The 15325-nt window shown below is 63.3% G+C and carries 13 protein-coding genes; 6 read left to right on the top strand and 7 right to left on the bottom strand.

Features of this window, described 5'->3' with window-relative positions; all coding sequences use genetic code 11:
* Nucleotides 1-9 precede the first annotated feature (9 nt).
* The 5 genes from ACMDCR_RS27010 to ACMDCR_RS26990 form a co-directional block, all read right to left on the bottom strand.
* Nucleotides 10-864, bottom strand: coding sequence for a sugar phosphate isomerase/epimerase family protein (locus tag ACMDCR_RS27010; RefSeq protein WP_413993744.1), 855 nt, complete (start codon nucleotides 862-864; stop codon nucleotides 10-12).
* Nucleotides 865-910: 46 nt separating this feature from the next.
* The gene (locus ACMDCR_RS27005; RefSeq protein ID WP_413989571.1) at nucleotides 911-2158 is read right to left on the bottom strand and encodes an ROK family transcriptional regulator; all 1248 of its coding nucleotides are present in this window, start codon (nucleotides 2156-2158) and stop codon (nucleotides 911-913) included.
* Nucleotides 2159-2224: 66 nt separating this feature from the next.
* On the bottom strand, nucleotides 2225-3067 hold the full coding sequence (locus ACMDCR_RS27000; RefSeq protein ID WP_413989570.1) for a carbohydrate ABC transporter permease: 843 nt from the start codon (nucleotides 3065-3067) through the stop codon (nucleotides 2225-2227).
* Nucleotides 3064-3993: a carbohydrate ABC transporter permease gene (locus ACMDCR_RS26995; protein WP_413989569.1), complete on the bottom strand. Its 930-nt coding sequence runs from the start codon at nucleotides 3991-3993 to the stop codon at nucleotides 3064-3066. The genes ACMDCR_RS27000 and ACMDCR_RS26995 overlap by 4 nt, the downstream gene beginning before the upstream one ends.
* Before the next feature lie 77 nt (nucleotides 3994-4070).
* Nucleotides 4071-5366, bottom strand: coding sequence for an extracellular solute-binding protein (locus ACMDCR_RS26990; protein WP_413989568.1), 1296 nt, complete (start codon nucleotides 5364-5366; stop codon nucleotides 4071-4073).
* Nucleotides 5367-5508: 142 nt separating this feature from the next.
* Between ACMDCR_RS26990 and ACMDCR_RS26985 the strand changes: the two genes are divergently transcribed.
* Together ACMDCR_RS26985 and ACMDCR_RS26980 are read left to right on the top strand one after the other, a co-directional pair.
* Nucleotides 5509-6516, top strand: a complete 1008-nt coding sequence (locus tag ACMDCR_RS26985) for an ABC transporter ATP-binding protein (RefSeq protein WP_413989567.1) — start codon at nucleotides 5509-5511, stop codon at nucleotides 6514-6516.
* A 62-nt stretch (nucleotides 6517-6578) separates the two neighbouring features.
* A complete protein-coding gene (locus tag ACMDCR_RS26980) occupies nucleotides 6579-7625 on the top strand; it encodes a Gfo/Idh/MocA family protein (RefSeq protein WP_413989566.1) in 1047 nt (348 codons plus the stop codon).
* A gap of 970 nt (nucleotides 7626-8595) precedes the next feature.
* Here ACMDCR_RS26980 and ACMDCR_RS26975 read toward each other — a convergent pair.
* Nucleotides 8596-9744 (bottom strand): ROK family transcriptional regulator, encoded by a 1149-nt coding sequence (locus ACMDCR_RS26975; RefSeq protein WP_413989565.1) that lies wholly within the window; start codon nucleotides 9742-9744, stop codon nucleotides 8596-8598.
* Nucleotides 9745-10095: 351 nt separating this feature from the next.
* The gene (locus ACMDCR_RS26970; protein ID WP_413989564.1) at nucleotides 10096-11151 is read right to left on the bottom strand and encodes an aldo/keto reductase; all 1056 of its coding nucleotides are present in this window, start codon (nucleotides 11149-11151) and stop codon (nucleotides 10096-10098) included.
* A gap of 172 nt (nucleotides 11152-11323) precedes the next feature.
* Here ACMDCR_RS26970 and ACMDCR_RS26965 point away from each other — a divergent pair, with 172 nt between their 5' ends.
* From ACMDCR_RS26965 to kduI, 4 genes are all read left to right on the top strand, one after another.
* The gene (locus ACMDCR_RS26965; RefSeq protein WP_413989563.1) at nucleotides 11324-12421 is read left to right on the top strand and encodes a sugar ABC transporter substrate-binding protein; all 1098 of its coding nucleotides are present in this window, start codon (nucleotides 11324-11326) and stop codon (nucleotides 12419-12421) included.
* 139 nt (nucleotides 12422-12560) lie between these two features.
* Nucleotides 12561-13637, top strand: a complete 1077-nt coding sequence (locus tag ACMDCR_RS26960; RefSeq protein WP_413989562.1) for an ABC transporter permease — start codon at nucleotides 12561-12563, stop codon at nucleotides 13635-13637.
* Nucleotides 13634-14476 carry an ATP-binding cassette domain-containing protein gene (locus tag ACMDCR_RS26955; RefSeq protein ID WP_413989561.1) on the top strand — a complete coding sequence of 281 codons (843 nt, stop codon included), beginning with the start codon at nucleotides 13634-13636 and terminating at the stop codon, nucleotides 14474-14476. The genes ACMDCR_RS26960 and ACMDCR_RS26955 overlap by 4 nt, the downstream gene beginning before the upstream one ends.
* A gap of 11 nt (nucleotides 14477-14487) precedes the next feature.
* On the top strand, nucleotides 14488-15324 hold the full coding sequence (kduI, locus tag ACMDCR_RS26950) for a 5-dehydro-4-deoxy-D-glucuronate isomerase (protein ID WP_413989560.1): 837 nt from the start codon (nucleotides 14488-14490) through the stop codon (nucleotides 15322-15324).
* The last annotated feature ends 1 nt before the right edge of the window (nucleotide 15325 follow it).

Raw genomic sequence — 15325 nt, 5'->3', positions numbered from 1 at the left:
TGGCGGGCGCTAGCGCGAGCCGATGACCTCCCTGAGGAAGGCGAGGGCCTTGCGCTCGCCTTCCTTGCGGGCCGCCAGATCCTTGCCCGGCCAGCCATAGTCCGAGTCCTCGTGCTCGATCGAAATCGTGCCGTCGAAGCCGAAACCGCGAGCCTGGGCAATGAACCGGGGCCAGTCGAGAAGGCCGCTGCCGGGCAGGCGATAGCGCCACCAGCCCTTGGCGTGATAGCCGATGGTTTGCAGCCGCTCGGGATCGATTGAGGTGTCCTTGCCGTGCAGGATCTTGACGCGGTCCTTGACGAGATCCAGCGCCGCATAGGGGTCGATGCCCAGGCGGATCAGGTGCGACGGGTCGAATTCGAGGCCGAAGCGGCTGCTGGGAATCAGCGAGAACAGCTTCAGCCAGCCTTCCGGCGTGACACCGATGAAATCATCGTTCGGCCCAGGCCAGTTCTCGATCGCAAATTGCAGGCCACTGGCGGCGGTGTCGGCGATGAGCTGGTTCATATGGGCTGCGAAGCCGGCGTAGTTGTCCTCTTCCGGGGAGGTTCTGTCGCGGCCCGGGAAGATCACCAAAATCGGGACGCCCGCCTCGCCGATGGCCTGGGCGAACTCGCTCGTGGCTTTGTGCAAGGTCTGGCGCTGCGCCGGCTCGGGATCGAGTTGGTTGCCGAAAAGGGTGATCGAGCAGACGAATAGCCCTGCCTCCCGTGCCTTCGCGACGACAGGCGCCACGTTCTCGGGCGTCTTGATATGGCCTCGGACGTCGAGTTCGATGGCATCGAATCCGGTGTCCCTTGCAAAGCCGATCACTTCTTCGGCCGGACGATCGTTGAATGTGGAGGTATAAAAACCGATCTTCATCATAATTTCTTTCAGTTATTCGATGGCCCGCAACGGAGGGTTCGGTTCAAAAGCCTGTCGGTCGTTGCAAATTCTGGAGCGGCATTCGCGTACGCTGGGCTGGGTCGACCGAGCCGAGCATCAGCGCCGAGGCCGTCGACATCGCCGCCGCGCCCAACGCCCCGGCGTCCTCGGCAATCGAGGCGCGGTGAATGGAGGGCAGGTTCGGGTCTGCCTTGGCGAGATGCTCGTTGATGTAGCGCAGCAGCTCGTCGATCATGCGAACCGGAAGCCGTCCGCCGACAAGCACGGCATCGGGATCGACAATCAGGCCGATGTGGACGACCGCGTCGGCGATGTGGATGCTCATCTGCTTGAGCCAGGCGGAGACCAGAGCTCGCCCGCGAGCGTCCAGCGCCAGCAGGTCCTGCGGCTTGGTCACATGGACATCATGCTGGCGCAGATACTCGTAGAGCCAGAGCAACGCAAAGACTTCCCCGAGCAATGTGATCCTTCGGGGTGTTCGGCCGTCGTCGGTGATGACAGGCATCCAGCCTATTTCCCCACTGAGGCCCATGGCGCCGCGATGGCGCACGCCGTCGAGCACCAGGCCACCGCCGAGGAGGGCGTTGATGGAGATGTAGAAGAAGTCGCGGCTCTCCGCGCCAAGGCCATAGTCGAGCTCGGCCACCGCGGCGGCGTTGGACTCATTGTCGATGAAGATCGGGCGAGCGGTAAAATTCGTCAGTGCAGCGCGCACGTCGAAATTGGCCCATTGCGAATAGGTCTCGGGCATGCCGAGAAACGGGATCTCGCCGAGCCAGTCGGGGATGGCCAGTCCGATGCCGCTCAACCTGGCCTCGTCGATCAGCTTGCTGCGGCGGAAATAGGAAATCGCCTCGCCCGTGAGTTCGACGAATTCAGCAGGGAGGATGGCGCGTTTCTCGTGGTGGACGCGCCCGCGCACGGTGCCGATGGCGTCAACTGCCAGGATGGTGAGGTGGTCGCGGTCGATATGCACGCCGATCGAGTAGCAGCCTTCCGGATTGATCTCGAGCTCGATGGCTGGCTGGCCGCGCAGGCCGTGGCGGCGACGGGCCTCCATGATCAGCCCCTCGTCGAGGAGCTTGTCCACGATGCGGGCGATCGTCTGCTTGGTCAGTCCGGTCTTGCGTGCGATTTCGACGCGCGAGATCGGTGCATCCCGGTGGATTGCCCGCAGCACAAGGGCGCGATTGTGTTCCCCGGCATGCCCCGCATTGGAACCGGCAAGGTCTTCGGTCTGGATTGGCTGGGCCCGTTGTCGCGCGACCATGATACTGACAGTCCACTTTCGAATTGACACGGCTCGAATTGCATCTGGCGCCGTTGCGAAGCCGGCCTATCCCTTGACCGCGCCCGAGGTCATCGCCCCCAGGATCAACCTCTGGAGCAGGAGGAAGGCGACGATTGCCGGCACGACCGAGATCAGGCAGGCGGAAGCGAGCAATTGGATCGAGGAATCGGTCTGCATGCCCTTGAAGTTGAAGATGCCGACCCCGATGGGCAGCAGATCGTTCTTCGTCAGCAGCAGGAACGGCACCAGGAACTGCGACCAGCCGGCGATCACGGTGATGATGAAGACCGACGCGATGCCCGGCCCGGACAGCGGCAGGATGATGCGCCAGAATGTCGAGAAGCGGCTGCAGCCGTCGATCATCGCCGCCTCGTCGAGGCTCTTGGGAATGGCGTCGACCGTGCCCTTGAGCAGCCAGGCCGCGAGCGGCACGCCAAGGGCGATATAGACCATGATGACGCCGAAATGGCTGTCGGTCAGGCCCACGCGATTCATGTAGCGATAGAGCGGCACCATGATCACCAGCGGTGAAATCATCTGGAACGCCAGCAGCGCCATCATCCACAGGCCCTTGCCGCGGAAGGTGAAGCGCGAGAAGGCATAGGCGGCCGGCATCGCCACGATCAGCACGCCGACGGCACTGAGGGAGGCGAGCTTCAACCCGTTCCACAGATAGGTCGGGAAGAAGCTGTTGGTCATCACCGCGACGAAATTGTCGAAGGTCGGGTTCTTGGGAATGTAGCGGGAGACGCCGAGATAGATCTCCCGCTTGTCGCGCATGGCGATCGACAGCAGCCAGGAAAGCGGCCCGGCAAAGAACACGAAGGTGACCGCCATGAAGACATAGCTCAGCACGTCGCCGATGCGGTTGACGGTCTTGCCGGTCATGTCGGCTCCTCCCGCGGCAGGAACCAGGCATAGACGAGGGCAAGCCCCAGGCTGATCACCAGCATCAGCACCGACAGCACGCTGCCGCCCGAAAGGTCGTAATTGCGGAAGACGATGTTGAAGACATAGAGCGAGAGCACTTCCGTGGCGCGTCCCGGGCCGCCGCCCGTCAGCGCAATGATGGCGTCGAACGTGTTGATGGTCAGGATCGTGATCAGGATCATGTTGACCAGGATGGCCGCCCGCAATTGCGGCAGCGTGATGTAGATCAGGCGCTGGCTGGCCGAGGCGCCATCCATCTCGGCTGCTTCATAGAGCGCAGGGTCGATGCTCTTGAGGGCGGCGTACATCACCACCATCGAAAAGGCCGTGCCGCGCCAGATATTGGCGATTACGGCCGACCATGGCGCGATGCCGGGATCGGAAAGCCAGGCCACGGGATGCAGGTGCATGACCCGCAAGATGCTGTTGAGCGCGCCGTAAGGCGCCTCGCTGAACAGCATCTGCCAGATGATGCCGCCCGCGATGCCGGGTACCACCCAGGCGACGAGCGCAGTGGTGCGCAGCGTCGTGGTGCCCCACAGGCGGCGCTTTTCGCCACGGATGACCACCAGCGCAATCGCCAGGCCGAAGAATTGCTGGCCGACGACGCTGCCGCCCGTGAAGATCAGCGTGGTCAGCAGGATGCCCGGAAGCGCCGGAGAGCCCAGCCCGTTGACGATCGAGCCAAGCGTATAGTTTTCGCGATTGCCGATCAGGGTGGCGTCCGTGAACGCCAGACGAAACACGTCGAAGACCGGATAGAGATAGAAGATGCCGATCACCAGGATAACCGGCAATATCCAGGGCAAGGGCGCGCCTGTGAAGCGGCGTCCCAACCGGCTGGCAAGTCGGCCTGTCAGGGGGGCCGTGGTCACTGCGCTCATGGTTCGCCTGGTTCGCCCGGATCGAGAAAAAGGTCGCGCCGCCCGGGGAGGAGACAGGCGGCGCCGGCTTATCGCCGCTAGAGACGCTTGTAGGCTTCGAGAGCGGCGTTATAGGCGCCAGTCAAGGCGTCCTCGGGAGACTTGGTCCCCGACAGCACGTCGCCCATCATGATCTGAATCTGATTGGAGATTTCAGGATAGATGGGCGCGCCCGGGCGGGCCTGGCCGTCCTTCAGCGCCGCTGCGAAGGTCTTGTTCTCTGCGGTCGCGAACACCGGATATTTGTCGAACAGCGACGCCCTGGTCGGCAATTGCTGCTGCAAGGCGTTGGCAGGGCCCATATAGACGTCGCGCACGAAATTGGCGCACATCTCGATCTTCTTGGGGTCCTTGCTGAAGGAAGCGAAGGTCCAGCCGCCGGTGCCGGTCTGGCGCTTGTCGGCCGTCGGCCCGGGCAGGGGCGAGAACGCCCATTTGGCGAAGGCATCCGGTTCCAGGGTCGATTTGAGCTGGGCAAGCTGCCAGTTGCCGCCGAAGAACAAGGAGGCTGTTCCGGCAGCGGCGGCAGCGTTCAGATCGTCATAGTTGGCTATGGTCGTCACACGCTTGGGCGCGGCGCCGGAGTCTACCAGATCCTTATAATAGTTGAGGGCCTTGAGGAATTTCGGCCGGTTCTCGTCGTCGCCGAACACGGGCTTGCCGGCATCGTCGACGAGCTTGCCGCCGAGATCCCAATAATTGGACAGCCAGTCGAACGTGGCGCCTTCATAGCGCCCGCCATTGAAGAGCACGCCCTCCATGCCCTGTTCCTTGGAGGCGAGGCCCGCCTTCTTGAGATCGTCCCAGGTCTGCGGCGCATCCTTGTTGATATCGGTGCGACGATAAAGGACGCGCAGATCGGTGTCCCACCACCAGGCGTAGATCTTGCCATCCTTGTCGCTGATGCCATCGCGCACGAAGGGGAAGAGGTCGGCGATCTCCTCCTTGCTGAAGTACGGTGTGAAGTCGGCCAGGACATGATTGACCTTGAACTGGCCCAGCACGAACGAGTCGACCGATGCGCAATCCGGCGCCGTGCCGGCCTTGGCCTGCTCGAGCATCTTGGCCTGCTCGGTGCCGATGTCCTGAGACATGTACTGGAGCTGGAGCTGCCAGTCGGGGTGCTTCTTGATGAAGTCGACATAGAGATCCTGGTAGCCCTTGCCGATGGCCGCATCGGCATTGCCGGGACTGTCGAGGGTTACGCGCAGGATCAGCTTGTTGGGTGCGCTGGCCAGCCCGATACGGTCAGAGGCCGTCAGATCATCGGAATAGGCGGGCAGTGCGGAGCATAGGATCGTGCTCAGCGCCAAGGCGCCGACGAGATGTCTCATCACAATGGTTTCCTCCCAAGGGAATGCCCTGCAGCGGAATTCTCACAGTTGACCTGAGGTAGTTTTGATGCTGCATTGATTAGATTAAGTGACTTTGTTTTCGTGTCAAGTCGCCAAAAGACGACCCGAGGAGGAAACCAGCATGGCTTCGGTCAGCATCGAGAACGTGCGCAAGAGCTATGGCGCGCTCGAAGTCGTGCATGGCCTGAACGTCGAGATGGAGGACGGTTATTTCATCGTCCTGGTGGGTCCGTCGGGCTGCGGAAAATCGACCCTGCTTCGCATGATCGCCGGCCTGGAATCGATCACCTCGGGCACGATCCGTGTCGGCGACCGGGTGGTCAACGACCTCGCCCCCAAGGAACGCGACATCGCGATGGTGTTCCAGAACTACGCTCTCTACCCGCATATGACGGTCTATCAGAACATGGGATTCTCGCTGAAGATCGCGCGGCGGCCCAAGTCCGAAATCACGCGGAAGGTGGGAGGCGCCTCCTCGATCCTCGCCCTCGATCGCTACCTGGAGCGCAAGCCCGCGGCGCTGTCGGGCGGCCAGCGCCAGCGCGTCGCCATGGGCCGCGCCATCGTGCGCGATCCCAAGGTCTTCCTGTTCGACGAACCGTTGTCCAACCTGGACGCCAAGCTCAGGGTGCAGATGCGCTCGGAGATCCGTGACCTGCACCGGCGCCTGGGCACCACCACGGTTTACGTCACCCATGACCAGACCGAGGCCATGACCATGGCCGACAAGATCGTCGTGCTCAACGCGGGCCGGATCGAGCAGGTCGGCTCGCCACTGGAACTCTATCGCAACCCGGCGAACCTCTTCGTCGCCGGCTTCATCGGCTCGCCCCACATGAACATCATATCTGGCCCGATCGCCCAGCGGCTCGGCGCCGAGACCATCGGCATACGGCCGGAACATCTGCTGGTCAGCCGGGACGGCGAGGGCTGGGAGGGCGTCGTCGCCGTCGCCGAGCATCTGGGCAGCGACACGTTCCTCTATGCCGACGTGCCGGACGCAGGACGCGTCACCGTTCGCACAGGGGGTGAGTTTGCCGTGCGCCTTGGCGAGACGGTTCGGCTCAACCCGATGCCGGACCAGATCCATCGCTTCCAGCAGGACGGCTCGGTCGTCGCCCGTTCCTGATCCCTCTCACCCAAACCGGCGTTTCCAGGGGACGCCTTGTTGCTCACGCTCAAGGAAAGAACATGCGCATTCTCATTCTCGGCACTGGCGGCATGGCAAGGCAGCACGCCGAAAACTTCTCGGCGATCGACGGCGTCAGCGTCGTGGGCGGCGTCGATGTCGTGCCCGACCGCCTTGCAGCCTTCTGCGCCCAGCACAACATCGCCCGGCAATTCGCCAGCCTCGAGGACGCCCTGAAGTGGGGCGAGTTCGATGCGGTGGCGAATGTCACGCCCGACCGTATCCATCACCCTACCACCATGCAGGCCATCGCTGCCGGCAAGCATGTCTTCTGCGAAAAGCCGCTGGCGACCGATGCCAGTCTCGCCATGGAAATGACCGAGGCGATGGAGAAATCCGGCAAGGTCGGTATGGTCAACTTCACCTATCGCAACTCGCCCGCCTTGCAGAAGGGCCGGCAGATGGTGCTCGCCGGCGAGATCGGCGCCGTGCGCCACATCGAGGCTTCCCACCTGCAGAGCTGGCTGGTCGGCAAGGCCTGGGGAGACTGGAAGACCGAAAGCAAATGGCTCTGGCGCCTGTCCAGGAAGCACGGCTCCAATGGCGCACTCGGCGATATCGGCATCCATATCGTCGACTTCACGTCCTATGGATCGGGCCTCGACGTGGCCCATGTGTTTGCCCGCCTGAAGACCTTCGACAAGATAGAGGGCAACGTCATCGGCGAGTATGATCTCGACGCCAATGACAGTTTCACCATGAATGTCGATTTCACCAATGGCGCTGTCGGCACCATCCAGGCCACCCGCACGGCGGCGGGACAACTCGATCAGCTGCGCCTGCGGGTCTATGGCGAGAAGGGCTCGATCGAGATGATCTACGACACAGGCAGGTCGTATCTGCGCGCATGCCTTGGCCGCGACCTCGATACGGCCAACTGGCGCGACATTCCCTACGATCCCGTCGACACCAACTACAAGCGCTTCGTGGCTGCGGTACGGGCGGGCAAGACTCAGGAACCCTCCTTCCGTCGCGCTGCCGATATCCAGAAGGTGCTGGACAAGGCAATGGCCTCCGATCAGAGCCGCCGCGACGAAGCTGTCGGGTAAGGCTCGAGGGGTGGGTCTGAAACACAGCTTGGGATCGTCAAAACATATGTGCTTCGAGCGCGCCATTCCTGGTTCCCTGAGCATCGGCTTGCCGATTCACTGATTTTGTAAATGTTCCCCAAGCATCAGTCTCTCTCGCCTCCGCCGTCGTCCCACCACAATGCGCAAGCGCTCTCGTTCCCACGCCCTTTCGGGCTGGGTTGATTGAGGAGACCGGGCGATGGCGGCTGCGGGGCAGCCGTGAAAGCAGGATCATGGAAGATGCAGGCCGCACTGTCGGTGCAGGCCACCATCGCCCCGTTCCGGCAGCCTCACACGCTGACAAGGCGCGCAAGGCCACCTGTTTTTCCGCCTTCTGAAGGCGGAGGCGAGCCGGGAGCGGATGGCACGGACCATCCGAACCCGGCCCAGCCGGCTCGGCAAAGGGGCTGAGCGACATCCATCCTGGCCGGACGGCGGCATCAGCCGTCTTCACCGCATCGGCGGGAGGAGGGACGAAGGCGTTGCCGGGCTCAAGCCCTTCACGCTCCGTCCGGGGATTGCGTGGTCTTTCCATCGCGTGGCACTTCCATGGTGTGCCGATCCCGTCTGTCCCGCTCGTCACCCCTGGCGGCCGGCTTCAAAGGAAGCAGGACCGCCGCACGCGCCTATCGCCTGGACAGGCTGTCGGGGTGGATGGAAGCGTTCGGAGCCGGGTTGTTCCTACGCCGGCCGCTGACGCCTCATTCCGTTACGGAATAAAGCATGGGAACGAACGAAAGTCAATCTCCGTTCGTTCTATGTTCAACGCAATCCAACGCCTGTGTCATCCGCGGGGTAGGATGCCACGCAGAGCACCATCGATTGACACGAGCACTGACGAGCGGTTTGGCCGGCTAACCAAGGGATCGTTCAAGACTGAGCGCTTCCAGCGCCGCGCCCCCTGCACTCTCATACACCGGCGCCGATTCACTGATCTTTTGACGGCCCCTTAGACTGCCACCATCGGCGAAGGCAGTAGCTGATCGAACAAGGGCAGCAGGGCTGCGCCGATGGCGATCCCTCCACCGGCGAAGGTTGCCGGCCGGATCGGCGAAATCCAGGGCGTCGAGACCGGCCGGATCGAGCTGTCGGCGCGTTCCATCACCATGCGCTCGATCAGTGCATCGATCGCGTTGCGCGGCAGGTCGCCCCCGATCAGGATCGCGCCCGGCGCCACGAATCCGGCCATAGCGATGATGGCATCGAGCAAATGGCCGGCCGCGGTTTCGATCCAGGCGCGCACGGCTGGTGTCATGGGCAAATCCTCGCCGTCCTGCAGCATCTTCCTCTCGGCGGGCGTCAGCCTGGCATGCAGGGCGCCCAGGCCCACCACGGAATCGAGCGGCACCTGGTCGGGGCCGGTTCGCATCGCGCCGATATCGCCGGCCCTTCCATGCACGCCACCGAAGGGAACGCCCTGCAGCAGGAGGCCTGCCCGCACCGCTGCGTCGATGACGATGAGGACGAGGCCGCCATCGACTGCACCTGCGCCGAACATGCGTTCCGCCAAGGCGCCGACCACACAATCGCGCTCCACCATCACGCGGAGCGGGCTGAGGCCGGCGCTCAGGGTTCCCGGGTCCAGGGCACCCGGCGTGCTGGCGCCGATGCCGATGCCGACGATATTCTGTGGCTGGGCAGGCCCGCTCCTGAGCCGCGCCAGGACTTCGCCGATCGCGGCAGCGAGGTCGGTGCCGGGATCGAAGATGATCCTGTCGCGCACCTGCCCGCCAAGATCGATCAGTACCGCCTCGCTCGCAGCCCCGGCGAGGCGAATGCCGACGGCGAAGGCGCCATTCGGGTTGATGGCAAACTCCACCGAGGGCTGGCCCGATCCCTCGCCGCGTCGCCGGCTCGCCGTCACCAGCCCGTTTTCGCTGAGACGGCGCAGGATGTTGGTCAGCCCCGGCGCAGACAAGCCGCTGCGGCGCGCGAGTTCAGGACGGGTGAGGGGACCGGCACGGCGGATCGCTTCGAGCGTGACCCGAAGATTATGCTCGGCAACCAGGAGCGGCGTGCGCCCGGTCCTGGCGCCGGGAGAGGCCGCCGACGCTGGCTTTTCTCGTCGCCTTACCCGGGCCCGTCCGCTCTGCATCATCGCTCCTGCGCGCCAAATTCGCCGGCTCAGCTTTGGCCCGAGCCGTGTGCGCCCATCATTATTTTGAGTCAAGTCATCCAAAAGCGTGGGATTCTGTCACGAGTTTCTGCTCAGGGTGGACTGAACACCCCGGCCTTTGTCATCCAGGCCATTCACCGGCGTGGGACCGTTCATGGCAACCTCTTTGTCCGAACGAAGAGAGGGCGGGATCACGCCCGCCCTCTCTTCGTTTTCTGCAGATCGGCCTCACTTCGCCGCGTTCATGCGCGGTGGGAAGGGGCTTTGGAGCGCGTACTGAAACCCTGCTTGGTCCGCGCGCATATCCTTCAAGCCAACGGAAGGATAAGCCGGCTATTCAGCAATCGCTCGGAAATTCTCAGTGGGCAGAGGCGCTCCTGCATCCACAAGACCTTCGGTCTTGAGGTCGGACCAGAGAGAAGCGGGAATGGTCCAGCGCATATAGGCGAGGTTCTGTTCAAGCTCGGCCACGGCGCGTGCGCCGGGAATGACGCTGGCCACGATGGGATGGCCGAGCGGGAATTGCAGCGCGGCGGCGGCGAGGGGCACGCCGTGGCTTTCGCAGACCCTCTGGATGCGCCGCACGCGCTCCAGCACGGCCGGGGGCGCGATTTTCGTATTGAAGGTCGCTCCTTCCACCGGGCCCGTCGCCAGGATGCCGGAATTGTAGGGGCCGCCGATGATGATCCTGGTGCCGCGCTTCTCGCATTCGGGCAGCAGGGTCGCGAGAGGCTCCTGTTCGAGCAGCGTGTAGCGGCCCGCGAGCAGGAAATAGTCGAAACGGCCGGCGGTGACGAAATCCGCCAGCATCTGCCACTGGTTGATGCCCACCCCCACGGCCTTGATCACGCCTTGCGAACGCAATTCGTCAAGGGCGGGATAGGCGCCTTCCATCGCCTCCCTGAAACGGCTGTGGGCGAAGGGATCCTCCCCCGGGGCGAAATGCAGCGCCTCGTCGGGATCGTGGATCGCCAGCATGTCGATGGCATCGACCCCGAGGCGCTTCAGGCTGCCCTCGATCGAACGCAGCACGCCATCGCGCGAATAGTCGAAATCGGCCCGGAAGGGTGGGGCGGCGTCCCAGAGCACCGGCTTAACCTCCTCGGGGGGAATGGGCACGAGGTCGTAGCCGACCTTGGATGAAATCACGATCTCGTTGCGGGGCAGGGAAGCAATCGCTTCGCCCAGCCGGCTTTCGGCAAGACCGAAGCCGTAGACGGGCGCCGTGTCGAAGTAGCGCAGGCCGTTCGCGAAGGCGGCATGCACGGTGTCATGGGCAACCCTAGGATCGGTGGCGCGATACATGTTGCCGAGGCCCGTGCCTCCAAGGCCCATCGTGGTCACCTTCAATCCGCTGGCCGTGATGGCCCTCGTTTTCAATTTAGACATTGATTTTCCTGAATATTTCTTGCTTCGCCGCACATGCCGACCACCTCCCGGCAGCTGTGTCGCCGCAGGGCGCGAAAAACATATTGACAGAAAATTTGTCGTACAACAAGGTAACCGTACGATGGGAAGCGCGCTCCAGGCGTCGCTCATATCGGCTCAAGGGGAGGTTGCAGTGACCAAGGAATTCCAGGACGAAGAGGCCGAGCTTCTTGCGCAGCGCCGGCTCAACCGCAGGCAGGCTTTCAGCTTCGCCACCAAGGCGGGCCTCGGCGCGGCGGCGCTGGCGAGCGGTGCGGCCGGACTGCTGGCGAAGACCGATCTCGCACTGGCCCAGGCCTCAGGGGCCAGCGCCGGGCTGCCGAGGAGGCCCTACAAGTTCCATTTCGTCTGCCACGTGACGCTGGACCAGTTCTTCACCCCCTGCATCTACGGCATCCAGGACGCTTGCGCCGCCTTCGGCACCACCTATCAGTGGACCGGCTCGCAGAAGAATGTGGTCTCCGAGATGGTGTCCGCCATGCAGACGGCCATTGCCCAGAAGGCCGATGGCATCGCCGTTTGCCTGGTCGATCCCAAGGCCTTCGACGCCGCCACCGACATGGCCGCCGCCGCCGGCATCCCGGTGATCGCCTTCAATGCCGACGTGCCGGCCGGCAGCCCCAACAAGCGCCTGTCCTATGTCGGCCAGCCGCTCTACACGGCGGGCTACAACGTCGCCATGAAGTGGCTGAAGCTGCTGCCCAAGAGCGCCCATGTCATGCTGACGATCGGCGTGCCCGGTTCGCTCAACACCCAGCCGCGCCTCGATGGCTATATCCAGGCGATCAAGGATTTCGGCAACGGCGTCACCTACGACGTCGTCAACTCCGGCCCGGATCCACAGACCGAAATCTCCCGGGTGGAGAGCTATTATCTCAGCCACCAGAACGTTGCCGGCCTGTTCGGCACGGGCGGCTCGGATACCTATGCCTGCGGCTTCGTCTCCAACAAATATGGTCTGGCCAAGAAGGGCGGCATTGTCGCCGGCTTCGATCTCTTCCCGCAGACATTGACCTATATCAAGGGTGAGGACGTGACCTTCACCACCGACCAGCAGGCCTATCTGCAAGGCTTCCTGCCGGTGCAGCAGATGTTCCTCTACAAGGTCTCCGGCGGCTTGGTCGGCCCAGCGAACAGCGACACCAGCCAGGCTTATGTCACCAAGGACAATGTCGACAACTATCTCGGGCAGACCCGCTTCGAGGGCCGCACCAACGCGGAGCCGACTTGATCGGGCGTTGGGCAGTCCGACTGGCGCACGAAGCACGGAATGGCAGTCTTCGACTGCCATCTTCCTGCCTTGCCTGCGCATCGTATCCGAGAATGGCGGTCGGAGACCGCCACTCCAAAGGCGCGAGAGTCCCTGATCGATGAACACGAAATCCGGTAATCCCGATGCAACGTCGGCCAGCATCGCGCCGCGGCCGAAGGTGTCGGTTGGCAATGTCCTGATCATGCTGCTCTCCCGCTACAGGGAGGCCAGCATCGCGGTCGTCGCCGTCCTGCTGGTCATCTATTTCCAGATCGGCAGCAATGGTGGCTTCCTCACCACGCAGCTGATGAGCGTCGTGCTTCGCGATGCCGGCCGGCTCGGCATGATCGCTGCCGCGGAGGTGATGCTGATGATCACCGGCGAGATCGACCTCTCGCTGAGCAGCACATTTTCGCTCGCGCCCTATCTGATGGTGCTGATGTCGATCACTTTCGGGCTGCCGCTCTACGCGGGTGCGGCCATCGGCATCCTGCTCGGCGTGCTGGTGGGGTTCATCAACGGCTTCATCACGGTCAGGCTGCGCGTACCCTCGCTCATCACCACGGTGGGCACGCTGTTCCTTTTGAATGGCGTCACCGTCTCGATCTACGACAGCCAGCCGATCGTGGCGCCGAGCGAAGAGCCCTTCAATGCAATTTTCGGCGAGAGTCTGTTCGGGCCGAACGATTCACCATTCTCGCTCCATGGCCTCTCGGCCTTCTCGCCGTTCCTGTGGGCACTGCTCGTGGTGCTGGTGCTCGCCGTGGTGCTGACGCGCACGCGTTTCGGCCTGCACACCATCGCCACCGGCAGCAACATCACCGGGGCTCGCGAGATCGGCATCCGCACGGACTGGATGAAGATCTATAATTTCATGATCGCCGGCGGCATCGCCGCCTTTGCGGGCATCATCAACACGGCGGAATTCTCATCCGCGGATCCCACGGCCGGCAGCCCCTTCCTTACCCTGCAGGCTATTGCCGCGGCGGTGATCGGCGGCACTTCGCTGATGGGTGGTTCGGGCACTGTGGTCGGCTCGCTGATCGGTGCCTTCGTGGTCGCCGCCCTCAACAATGGGCTGGTGATGGTGGGCGCCCAGGCCACCACCTCGGACATCTACCTGGGAGCCGCCATCGTCGCGGCGATGATCCTCAACGTGCAGGTCGGCCGTCTCAGGCTGAGGAGGCGGACATGACGAGCGATATTTTGCCGCCGCTGCCGGTGGATGCCCCGGTCATCCTGGAGATGCAGCATATCAGCAAGAGCTTCGGCCCGGTAACGGCGCTCGTCGATGTCAGCCTGAAGCTGCGCAAGGGCGAGGTGCTGGCTCTGGTCGGCGACAATGGCGCAGGCAAGTCGACCCTCATCAAGACGATGTCCGGCTTCCACGCGCCCGACGGCGGCAAGATGTTCTTCAACGGCAAGGAAACGCATTTCGCCTCGCCCCGTGATGCGCGGGCGCTGGGCATCGAGACCGTCTACCAGGACCTGGCCCTGATCGGCGATCTCAGCGTCTACCACAATATGTTCCTTGGCCGGGAGCAGCGCCGGCGCTTTCTCGGCTTCAACCTGCTGGACAATGAGCGCATGCGCGAACTCTCGCGCTCCTATCTCGACACGCTCGGTATCGCCATTCCAAGCGTCAACAGCACGGTCGATATGCTCTCTGGCGGCCAGCGCCAGTGCATCGCCGTGGCACGCTCGATCTATTCTTCGCCCACCGTATTGATCCTCGATGAGCCGCTTGCCGCCCTCGGCGTGCGCGAAAGCGCCCATGTGCTCGGCCTCATCCAGAATCTGCGGCGCCAGCGCGAAGTCTCGGTGGTGCTGATCGTGCACAACTACAACCAGATCTTCGAGGTCTGCGACCGCATCAACTTCCTGCATTCCGGCGAGATCGTGCTCGATGCCGCGACCTCCGAGACCAGCGAGGAAGAGCTTATCCGCATCGTCAAATCCGGCCTCGGCAAGCGCGCCATCCTGGCTGCCGAGCAGGAGATCGGACCTATCTCGCCAGCTGGACCGAGAAACTGAGAGGAAATTCCATGAAGATCGACGTCAGGCACGCCTCGCACGCCGATGCGGTGCGCGAATACGACACGCAGACGCTGCGGCGCCATTTCCTGGTCGAGACCGTGTTTGCCGACGGCGAGATCCGCCTCACTTATTCCCATTATGACCGCATGGTGATCGGCGGCGCCATGCCACTCGGCCAAGGCTTGACCCTGACCGCGCCGAAGGCGATCGGCCAGGAGACCTTCCTGGCCGAGCGTGAGCTTGGTGTGCTGGCCGTCAGCGGTGCCGGCCGCGTTGTCGTCGATGGCAATGCCTATGAGCTGGGGAAATATGAATGTCTCTATGTTGGTCGCGGTGCGGGCGAGGTGCGCTTTGAAAGCGTGGATGTGGCGGTGCCGGCCAAATTCTACCTCGTCTCCACGCCGGCTCACGCGAACCACCCCACGGTGCTCCTTACCCGCGACAAGGCAAGGCATCTGGCCCCCGGGGACGCCGCCACGGCCAACAGGCGTGCGATCTTCCAGTTCATCCACCCCGAAGTCTGCCAGTCCTGCCAACTCACCATGGGCCTGACCATGCTGGAGACGGGCAGCGTGTGGAATACCATGCCCAGCCACACCCATGACCGCCGCATGGAGGCCTATCTCTATTTCGATCTCGATGCCGACCAGCGCGTTTTTCACTTCATGGGCGAACCCCAGGAAACGCGGCACTTGCTGGTGGCCAATGAGCAGGCGATCATCTCCCCGCCCTGGTCGATCCATTCGGGCGCGGGCACCAAGAATTACAGCTTCATCTGGGCCATGGCCGGCGATAACAAGAGCTTCACCGACATGGACCATATCGCCATCGGCGATCTGAGGTGAG

Source organism: Labrys okinawensis (assembly GCF_047345005.1).
Classification (GTDB): domain Bacteria; phylum Pseudomonadota; class Alphaproteobacteria; order Rhizobiales; family Labraceae; genus Labrys; species Labrys okinawensis.
This window is presented reverse-complemented; position numbering and strand designations above follow the sequence as displayed.

Bases quoted from the DNA above. Each gene is read 5' to 3' on its own strand.
- ACMDCR_RS26970 (WP_413989564.1), bottom strand. From the start codon at position 11,151: ATGTCTAAATTGAAAACGAGGGCCATCACGGCCAGCGGATTGAAGGTG.
- ACMDCR_RS27010 (WP_413993744.1), bottom strand. From the start codon at position 864: ATGAAGATCGGTTTTTATACCTCCACATTCAACGATCGTCCGGCCGAA.
- ACMDCR_RS26990 (WP_413989568.1), bottom strand. From the start codon at position 5,366: ATGAGACATCTCGTCGGCGCCTTGGCGCTGAGCACGATCCTATGCTCC.
- ACMDCR_RS26960 (WP_413989562.1), top strand. From the start codon at position 12,561: ATGAACACGAAATCCGGTAATCCCGATGCAACGTCGGCCAGCATCGCG.
- ACMDCR_RS26975 (WP_413989565.1), bottom strand. From the start codon at position 9,744: ATGATGCAGAGCGGACGGGCCCGGGTAAGGCGACGAGAAAAGCCAGCG.
- ACMDCR_RS27005 (WP_413989571.1), bottom strand. From the start codon at position 2,158: ATGGTCGCGCGACAACGGGCCCAGCCAATCCAGACCGAAGACCTTGCC.
- ACMDCR_RS26985 (WP_413989567.1), top strand. From the start codon at position 5,509: ATGGCTTCGGTCAGCATCGAGAACGTGCGCAAGAGCTATGGCGCGCTC.
- ACMDCR_RS26995 (WP_413989569.1), bottom strand. From the start codon at position 3,993: ATGAGCGCAGTGACCACGGCCCCCCTGACAGGCCGACTTGCCAGCCGG.
- ACMDCR_RS27000 (WP_413989570.1), bottom strand. From the start codon at position 3,067: ATGACCGGCAAGACCGTCAACCGCATCGGCGACGTGCTGAGCTATGTC.
- ACMDCR_RS26955 (WP_413989561.1), top strand. From the start codon at position 13,634: ATGACGAGCGATATTTTGCCGCCGCTGCCGGTGGATGCCCCGGTCATC.
- kduI (WP_413989560.1), top strand. From the start codon at position 14,488: ATGAAGATCGACGTCAGGCACGCCTCGCACGCCGATGCGGTGCGCGAA.
- ACMDCR_RS26980 (WP_413989566.1), top strand. From the start codon at position 6,579: ATGCGCATTCTCATTCTCGGCACTGGCGGCATGGCAAGGCAGCACGCC.